Origin of the sequence: Anaerophaga thermohalophila str. Valhall, assembly GCF_000250735.1 — a bacterium.
Classification (GTDB): domain Bacteria; phylum Bacteroidota; class Bacteroidia; order Bacteroidales; family Marinilabiliaceae; genus Anaerophaga; species Anaerophaga thermohalophila_A.
In genome coordinates this window covers 1-7,689 of record NZ_AHZV01000274.1, presented here as the reverse complement: position 1 = coordinate 7,689, position 7,689 = coordinate 1, and the positions used below count along the sequence as shown (strand labels likewise).

The 7,689-nt window shown below is 43.2% G+C and carries 9 protein-coding genes; 7 read left to right on the top strand and 2 right to left on the bottom strand.

Features of this window, described 5'->3' with window-relative positions; all coding sequences use genetic code 11:
* Positions 1-33: 33 nt before the first annotated feature.
* The 5 genes from OQ5_RS0114560 to OQ5_RS24835 all read left to right on the top strand — a co-directional run bounded on the left by OQ5_RS0114560 (position 34) and on the right by OQ5_RS24835 (position 4,087).
* Entirely contained in the window at positions 34-933 is a 900-nt protein-coding gene (locus tag OQ5_RS0114560) for a nucleotide-binding protein (RefSeq protein ID WP_016778190.1), read from the top strand.
* Positions 905-1,807 carry an ATP-binding protein gene (locus OQ5_RS0114555; RefSeq protein ID WP_016778189.1) on the top strand — a complete coding sequence of 301 codons (903 nt, stop codon included), beginning with the start codon at positions 905-907 and terminating at the stop codon, positions 1,805-1,807. The genes OQ5_RS0114560 and OQ5_RS0114555 overlap by 29 nt, the downstream gene beginning before the upstream one ends.
* 387 nt (positions 1,808-2,194) lie before the next feature.
* Positions 2,195-2,419: a hypothetical protein gene (locus OQ5_RS0114550; protein WP_016778188.1), complete on the top strand. Its 225-nt coding sequence runs from the start codon at positions 2,195-2,197 to the stop codon at positions 2,417-2,419.
* The gene (locus tag OQ5_RS21230) at positions 2,395-3,621 is read left to right on the top strand and encodes an FAD-dependent oxidoreductase (protein ID WP_255297563.1); all 1,227 of its coding nucleotides are present in this window, start codon (positions 2,395-2,397) and stop codon (positions 3,619-3,621) included. Before OQ5_RS0114550 ends, OQ5_RS21230 begins: the two co-directional genes overlap by 25 nt.
* The gene (locus OQ5_RS24835) at positions 3,563-4,087 is read left to right on the top strand and encodes a rhodanese-like domain-containing protein (protein WP_255297562.1); all 525 of its coding nucleotides are present in this window, start codon (positions 3,563-3,565) and stop codon (positions 4,085-4,087) included. Before OQ5_RS21230 ends, OQ5_RS24835 begins: the two co-directional genes overlap by 59 nt.
* A gap of 68 nt (positions 4,088-4,155) precedes the next feature.
* Here OQ5_RS24835 and OQ5_RS0114540 read toward each other — a convergent pair whose 3' ends face one another.
* Together OQ5_RS0114540 and OQ5_RS0114535 are read right to left on the bottom strand one after the other, a co-directional pair.
* Positions 4,156-4,899, bottom strand: coding sequence for a Crp/Fnr family transcriptional regulator (locus OQ5_RS0114540; RefSeq protein ID WP_016778187.1), 744 nt, complete (start codon positions 4,897-4,899; stop codon positions 4,156-4,158).
* Positions 4,868-5,830, bottom strand: a complete 963-nt coding sequence (locus tag OQ5_RS0114535; RefSeq protein ID WP_016778186.1) for an aldo/keto reductase — start codon at positions 5,828-5,830, stop codon at positions 4,868-4,870. The genes OQ5_RS0114540 and OQ5_RS0114535 overlap by 32 nt, the downstream gene beginning before the upstream one ends.
* A gap of 449 nt (positions 5,831-6,279) precedes the next feature.
* Between OQ5_RS0114535 and OQ5_RS0114525 the strand changes: the two genes are divergently transcribed.
* Positions 6,280-6,627: a thioredoxin family protein gene (locus OQ5_RS0114525; protein WP_016778185.1), complete on the top strand. Its 348-nt coding sequence runs from the start codon at positions 6,280-6,282 to the stop codon at positions 6,625-6,627.
* A 55-nt stretch (positions 6,628-6,682) separates the two neighbouring features.
* A complete protein-coding gene (gene trxB / locus OQ5_RS0114520) occupies positions 6,683-7,606 on the top strand; it encodes a thioredoxin-disulfide reductase (RefSeq protein ID WP_016778184.1) in 924 nt (307 codons plus the stop codon).
* Positions 7,607-7,689: the final 83 nt, after the last annotated feature.

Below are 7,689 nucleotides of genomic sequence, written 5' to 3'. Positions count from 1 at the left end.
CAGGTTTAGAAGCTGACTCAAAAAATTGATTTTATGCCCTTTAAAATTGCCATAGCAAGTGGGAAAGGTGGTACCGGTAAAACCACAGTTTCTGTCAATCTTCAATATTTTATATCAAAATACCTGACACCTCATGTATTATTGGCTGATTGCGATGTGGAAGAGCCGAACGATCGTATTTTCTTTCCTGATGCACAACTGGTTTCTTCCTCTGAAGTATCTCAGATGGTACCGGAGATCAATTCCGGTAAATGCACCTATTGCCGAAGGTGTGTTGAGTATTGCGAGTTCAATGCAATAGTAGTCATTCCGCCTGTAAAGTATGCTGAAGTGAATCCCTCATTATGCCATTCATGCGGAGCTTGTACCGTTGCATGTCGCGACGGGGCAATTACCGAAAAGCCGGTTCCTGTTGGAGAAATCAATGTCCTTGATACCGGTACAGGCAGGGGGTTGGTAGAGGGGAGCCTTAAAATTGGGTCGGCCATGCAAACCATGATGATTAAGGAGTTGAAGAAATCGATTTCAGCCGGTTATGAGGTGGTGCTTTACGATGCTCCTCCCGGGACCAGTTGCCCTGTGGTGGAAACGGTAGCTGATGTTGATTATGTGATATTGGTTGCCGAACCAACGCCATTCGGGCTGAACGACCTGGTGCTGATGGTGGAATTGTTGATTGATATTGGTAAGCCATTTGGAGTGATTATCAATAAAGCTGGCATTGGCAACAGAGATATATATTCTTTTTTGGAAGAACAGAATATCGACATTTTAGAAGAAATTCCGTTTAATAAGAATTATGCAAGTCTTTATGCATCAGGTGACTTGCTTCGTAATATAGATAATGATACAGCAAATCGTTACTTAAATATTGTACAATTTTTAGAAAGGCGCTTTCTGCAGTATGAAGGAAATAACTATTTTAAGTGGTAAAGGCGGGGCAGGAAAGACCAGTGTGACGGCAGCTATTGCCTCGGTTGCAAAGAGTTCTGTGTTTTGTGATTGCGATGTTGACGCAGCCGATTTGCATCTGATATTTGAACCTGACGTAAAGGAGACGAACACTTTTTACGGTGCCTGGGTGGCTTCAATCGATGAAGACAAATGCACAAATTGCGGAATTTGTGAATCGTATTGCCGGTTTGACGCTATCCATTATAAAGAAGAGGGCGGACTCTATATAAATCCATTTCAGTGTGAAGGATGCCGGCTGTGCGAGAGGGTTTGTCCGGTTGGCGCAATTACCTCTCAAAGGAGTGAAAACAACTTCTGGTATGTTTCCGAAACCCGTTTTGGACCGTTTGTTCATGCTAAAATGGGCCCCGGAGAAGAAAATTCCGGGAAGCTGGTGACCAGGGTGCGTCAGAAAGCCAGGGAGATAGCCACGGATATGAAAGCCGAATTTATCATCAATGATGGCCCTCCCGGAATCGGGTGTTCTGCAATATCGTCGGTTACCGGAGTGGATGCAGTATTATTGGTAGTAGAACCTACCCGGTCGGGACTTCACGATGCAGAACGACTCGCCAACCTGGTCAGGTCTTTTAATATTCCTCTTTTTGCATTTATTAATAAGGATGATATTAATCCTGATGTCTCACAGGATATTAAAAAATATCTTCAACAAAATAATATTGCCTTGCTTGGCGGGTGGTCTTTTGATGAAAACATTATTGAATCGATGATCGATAAAAAAAGCATAGTCGAGTATGCCCCCGAAACTAAAACAGCCGGGACAATAAAAGACGTCTGGCAGGCACTGAAAGAATTTCTTGTTGGTGATGCAGTTCAAGCTTATAAAACCTAAGTTATTGTAAGCAACTAATACCCGGCATTTAAGCAGATTGAGGCTAAGGCTAAGGCTTAGGCTAAGGTTAAGGTTAAGGTTGAGGTTGAGGTTGAGGTTGAGGTTGAGGTTGAGGTTGAGGTTGAAATTGCACCACCGATGACACAGATGAGCACAGATTTTTCAATAGATCAATAAATGATTGGATTTTTAGATTTTTAGATGATAGATTCTTCAATCCGCTCAAAATGACAGTAAGCCTGTTTTGTCATTCTGAGGAGGTACGACGAAGAATCTCCTCCAAAGAGCAATTATTAATTATCAATTTTCAATGACCAATTGACCAATTGACGGAACACGGCACACGAAACACGAAACTTTTTGGGGGGCAGGTAAAGACGCACGGCCGTGCGTCTCAACAAGCCCGCTAACCCGACACGAAACTCAAAACACGGAACCCGAAACCCGGAACCCGAAACCCGAAACCCGGAACCCGAAACCCGAAACCCGAAACACGAAACACGAAACACGAAACACAAAACCCGAAACCCGAAACCCGAAACACAAAACCCGGAACCCGAAACACAAAACACTAAAACTAATCAATTATGGCAAACAAAAGAATTATTGTAATTGGTGGTTCTGCAGCAGGTCCGAAAGCCGCGGCAAAGGCACGTCGGATGGACGAATTTGCAGAGATCACTATGTTTCAGAAAGCACCGGACCTTTCAATGGCATCGTGTGGATTTCCATATTATGTAGGAGGATTTTTTGACGATCGCAATAAGTTACTATGCACGCCAACCGGCGTTGTAAGGGATCCTAAATTTTACTGGAACGCCAAGGGAATTGTGGCAAAAGTAAACACCGAAGTAACGCGCATCGACCGCAAGAAAAAAGTGGTGGAATACACTAATCTGGAAACCGGGGAAAAAGGTACTCAGGAATACGATAAACTGGTTATTACAACCGGGGCAACTCCCAATATGCCTCCGATTCCCGGTGTTGAGCTTGAAGGTATTACTACCTTGCAGTCGATGCAGGATGCCGACTACCTTAGGAAAGTCCGTGACGACGGCCACATAAAGAAGGCGGTAGTGATTGGTGGAGGACTAATTGGCATTGAAACACTTGAAGCCTTACATCTCGCGGGAATTGAGCTGACATTGGTGGAATTATTGCCTCAGCTGTTGACATTCCTCGATTGGAAGATGGCTAAGCTGGTGGAGAATTATCTTAAAACCAAGGCCAATGTGATCACAAAAAACGGAGTGGCCGAGTTTATTGGAGAGAATGGCAAACTCACTGCTGTGAAGCTTCAAAATGGCACTGAAATTCCCTGCCAGTTGGCTGTGGTTGCTATCGGGGTACGTCCCAATGTCAGGCTGGCTAAAGAAGCGGGATTGAACATTGGTAGCCTGGGAGGAATTACCACTAACGAATTTATGCAAACCAACGATCCTGACATTTATGCTGCAGGCGATTGTTGCGAAATTAGAAACATTATTACAGGGAAGAACGTTCTGGCTCCTTACGGTGACCTGGCGAACCTGCAGGGACGTGTAGTCGGTGAAAACATTATTGACGGAAACATTGCCAAATTTCCCGGCACTATCCAAACAGGAATCTGCAAGTTTTTCGATTATGCTGTAGGCATTACCGGCCTTTCTGAAGAAAAAGCCAAAGAAGCCGGCTTTGATTATGAGCGTGTGTTGAACGCCAGCCCGGATAAGCCCGGATTCATGAATGGCCAGTTGCTCATTACCAAGCTGGTGGTTGACAAAAAAAGACCGCAAAATTCTCGGAGCACAATGTTTCGGCCCGGGCGATGTTAGCAAACAGCTTGCTATTTGGGCTACAGCTATTAAAGGAAACCTCACTGTTGACGATATGGTAAATGCTGACCTTCCTTATGCTCCGCCATTTTCGTTGGCCATCGATCATAGTATCGCAACAGCCCATATTATGGAAAACAAACTCAGAGGTATTTTTAACGGTATCTCATCTGTTGAGCTGAAAGAAAAAGTAGACCGTGGTGATGATGTGTTCATCCTTGATGCCCGTGGTGCCGATGAGTATGAACAAATGCGCCTGGGCATTGGAGAAACATTGATCCCCATCGGGAAATTACGTGAGCGACTCCACGAATTGCCGCAGGATAGAAACAAAGAGATCGTCACGCTGTGTAAAATATCTTTGCGCGGTTACGAAGCTGCCGTTTTACTGAAACATCACGGGTATAAAAATGTGAAAATACTTGAAGGCGGTATTGCAGCCTGGCCTTTTGAAAGAGAAAAATAGTACGGAGAGCAACTTTTGAGAATGAGTGAATGAGGGCGTCCGGAACTTTTTCCGGGGGTCCTTGTTTTTTAACTGTTCCTGCTGATTATTTCCAGTTTCTTCCAGTCTTTTATTTCGATGTCTTTCTTCTTTAAATCAATGATTCCTTCTTTTTCAAACTCCTTCAGAAATTTGATGGTACTTTCCGTCGAAATAGCTGCAAAGTCCGAAATATCCTGACGGGTCAAATATTGGAACACTTGTTCCTTCAAAAATGACTCCGATGAAAGATAAAACAGGGCAGAAGCCAGTTTTCCACGCATTTGTTTATACGAGAGGTTGCCGATGATATCGAGTAATTGTTGTTCATTCCGGCAGTTTCTGGAAACTATACGCAGAGCAAAATCCGCATTGGTCTGCAATAAATTGCGAAGGGCATTTTTTTCAATCATGCAGACCCACGAATCTTTAACTGCGAGAGCTGAGTAATTGTAGGTCGCTTCACCAAATACCGAACTGAAAGAGAGAAAATCGCCTGGTGCTGCCAGTCTTATGTTCAGCTGCCGGTTGTGCCCTGTTTGCAGGTATACGCGTACCAGTCCGCTTAACACATAAGTAACATGTGGTGAAAACGCACCTTGTTTAAAAATGGTTTCACCTTTCAGATAATGCACTCTTGTTTTGCTATCGGTCAGTTTTTCTAGTTCTTCCGGATAAAGCCCCCGGAAACATTCTGCCGATTCAAAAATGCTGTTTCCTGTCTTGGTTTGATTATCGGACATATTAGTCTGCCTTAAATTATTAATCAGGTGGTAACCCTGGAAAATCTTCATATTTTAGTTCAATATCCGAGGCTGCAACATTCTCAACAACCTGTTGCGGTGTTTTCCCTCCGGGTATCGCTGTATGACACGCCGGGTGAGAAATACAGAATCTCAGGCTCAGTTGAGCCATTGAAAATTGGTCATGTTTATTGAAGAAAGGTTTGAGATTTTCCAGTTGGATAAGGTATTTTTCCAGTTTTTCGGGGGATAAATTAAATCGTCGATGATCATCTTCTCCGAATTTTGAGTGGCGGGAAAATTTTCCGGACAGAAAACCAAAAAGAATAGGAATGCGCACAATAACACCGGTGCCATACTTCAATGCCATTGGAAAGAGCTTCTTTTCAGCTTCTCTCTCAAGCAGGTTATATCGAACCTGAATGACATCAATCAGGTCATGATGTTCCTCCAAAAAATGAGCTTGATCGGTTTCCCTGAATGACTGCACACTCCATCCGGCATGTTTAATTTTTCCCTGCTGTTTGAGCTTTTCCAGAGCTTCCCAGGGTTCATCCTTTTCGAGAAGTGAGGAATCGGGACTATGAAGCTGCAGAATATCAAGAGCATCTACTCCCAGTCGACGAATGCTTTGTTCCGCAGCAAAAATTAAATGCTTTTTTGAATAGTCTGGATTTCCCGGCGTTGTCTTGTGTTTTTTCCCCAGATATGGATAGAAATTGTTCCCTGCCTTTGTTGCGATAATTACATTGTCCTTGTTTCCTCTTTCCTTTAATACTTCATGAATAAGTTCCTCGGAATGACCTGAACCGTAAGTATCTGCAGTATCAATAAATGTTACCCCGCTGTCAAGAGCCTGATGCAGTGCTGCCTTCGATTTTGTGTCGTCTGTTTTTCCCCAGTCACGGCCGCTTATCCCCCAGGCACCAAAGCCTATGGTTGAAATCAATGGTCCGTTTTTACCAAGTTTTGTGTACTTCATGTTTTTGTCTTTTTGAATAGTGACTGTTCATAAAGTACCATTTGCTGCGTTACGCTTGTCCGAAAATTACTCATTTAAGATGAGTAAACTCCGTATTTTCGGACTTCACAAGCCTTGCAACTGGCACTTTCTGAACAGACCCACATATTGTGAAAATTTTTTTGTGAGTTTATAGACATGCACTTAATAGTGAGTCTGGTACTCAAAGAATAAAACCGGCTAAGAGTTATTCTGTAAATATAAGAATTCATTCGTGGCTTACGGACTGTCAGATGTCATAAAAAATGTTGAAAAATTTCAGATTAATGACCAGATTCTCCCAACCTGGTTTTGTTGCCCCCTTTGGAACCGTCACCTAATTTTGCACGGTCAAAACCAATCATTGAGTCTGCTCCCAAATTAGTGCTTTAGGAGTATACTCATTATTGTTAACAACAAAAACTGAAAATATGAAGATGTTACAAACAGGTCTGCAGGAAATTGAGAGTGCAGATGAGCTACAAAAGATCATTTCGGAGAACGAGAAGGTAATGGTATGTTGCGGACGGATGGGTCCGATGTGTATTCCGGTTTACGAGGCAATGGAAGAGCTTGAAAACGAGCGGAATGATGTAAAATTTTACACCATGGCCTTTGATAACCCCGAGGCGCATGTTATTCGCAATGCTCCCGAAACACAGGGATTTATGGGGTTGCCTTTTACCATGTATTACAAGAACGGGAAAGTAGCTCACGCAACCAGCAGTATTCAAAGCATGGAACAAATAACAGATGTTCTGGATAATCATTTGAGTTAGTGTTTATTCGGTTTTACAGAGAAAACTGGTAGGGAAAATTAATTCTGAAGCTACAATGGACGATACTTTTGATGTAATGATAATTGGTGCCGGAGCTGCCGGTTTAACCGCCGGAATTTATGCTTCACGCGCCCGTTTGTCAACGCTCATTTTAAACGAGGGAGCTGTGGGGGGCCAGATGGTGCTGACCAACGAAGTTGCCAATTATCCGGGAGTGGAAACTACCAACGGGTATGTTCTGGCCAATACCATGAAAAAGCAGGCAAAATCTTTTGGGTGTAAAATAAAATCCAATGTAAAGATTATAAGATATAAACTGGATGGAAATGTAAAGGAAGTAGAGCTTGAAGACGGGCGTTTGTTCAAAGCAAAGTCAGTTATTCTTACCCCGGGAGGCAGACCCCGGTCTTTAAATGTTCCCGGAGAAGATACATTTAAAGGAACCGGCATTTCTTATTGTGCCACTTGTGATGGTGATTTTTTCAGGGATAAAGAAATTGCCGTAATCGGAGGGGGGAACTCAGCTTTGGAAGAAGCTGTTACGCTGACCAATTACGCATCAAAAGTAACAGTGGTTCATCAGTTTGATCATTTCCAGGCTTTTGAGCATGCAGTGGAAGAAGCCCGGAAAAATCCGAAAATAGAATTTGTAATGGAGTCGGAACCCCGTGCTTTTAGCGGAAATGGTCATCTCCAAAAGCTGACGATTGAACACCTTCCAACAGGGGAACATAAAGATCTCAATGTAGAAGGCACCTTTATTTTTATTGGTTACCTTCCGAATACTGATGCCCTTCAGGGACTTGTGGCACTAAATGAGCGTAATGAAATTATTGTAGACAAAGATATGAAAACAAATGTTCCCGGTGTTTTTGCCGCCGGTGATTGCATCAATAAGCGATATCGACAGATAACGACAGCCACTGCCGATGGAACTATAGCAGCGTTGAGTGCTTCCGAATACCTGAGACAGACATAGTTTTTTGCAAACTTCAAAAACCCAGGGATGATTGAAGCCCGGAACAGCACTTCGCTGTCCGGGCTTTTTAATGAGAGCCCGTC